1 protein-coding gene is annotated in these 830 nt (G+C 34.5%); it reads right to left on the bottom strand.

What is annotated here, in order from left to right; all coding sequences use genetic code 11:
- Positions 1-14: 14 nt before the first annotated feature.
- A partial coding sequence (locus CQA63_RS09275; RefSeq protein WP_170128402.1) for a restriction endonuclease subunit S occupies positions 15-830 on the bottom strand: 816 nt, incomplete at its 5' end.

Below are 830 nucleotides of genomic sequence, written 5' to 3'. Positions count from 1 at the left end.
AAACCTATAAATCATTAGCACACTTCCACTTGATTATTGAATAAAAGTGGTAAAAGATAATCCCTCAGTGCGCTTAGCTTTTGGGATTCTCTCTCATTGAAATATTTTTGTTTATAAATTTTATAAGTTTTTGTATGAAAATCATTTAATACACTCTCATTTGGAATGAGTAATGGAATCCAACTCGGGGCTTCATCATTGATTGCCTGTTGTGTTGAGCCATTAGCAAATGCGTTTTTGATAGTATCAAACTTATTTGAGCTAATGATATTCCACATATATTCTAAAGCATTCTTTTTGCAAGCCAAGCCATACATACCTGTAGAGAGTATAAAAGTTTGAACAGATTCTGAATATTCCCCAAAGTATAAATATTTTCTCGTATCTTTCATTTTGGCAAACCATACAGAATCTTTGATAGGCTGCATATTTGCTCTTGATTCCCTTTTCTCGAAAGTGATTTTGTTTGAGAAATCCACAATAGTATCGTCTTGGATTGCTGATGTTGGAAGATATGTTTTTTCACCTATGAATTTATCAATCTTTGTTTGTATGCTCCAAGCAAGGCTACTTTTTCCCATATTTGATACTTCCCAACCTTTGGGGATTTCTTGCTTGAGTGTGGGGTTATATATCATCTCTCCGCCGCTTTGTTTATAAGGCTTGCCCTCTGCATTAGGGAAGTTAAATTCCACAAAATAGCGTGTGTAGAGAAGTTTGGATAGCTTTTCTAATGCTTTATTTATGCGATTATTTAGCTCTATTTTGCTATCAAGCACACTTAAAATATGAGCTATGTTTTCTTGTGTTTCAAGGGGAGGAAGGGGGAT

Source organism: Helicobacter marmotae (assembly GCF_003364255.1).
In the GTDB taxonomy this organism is placed as follows: domain Bacteria; phylum Campylobacterota; class Campylobacteria; order Campylobacterales; family Helicobacteraceae; genus Helicobacter_C; species Helicobacter_C marmotae.
The sequence above is the reverse complement of the archived record's forward strand: the minus strand, read 5'-3'. Positions and strand labels throughout refer to the sequence as shown.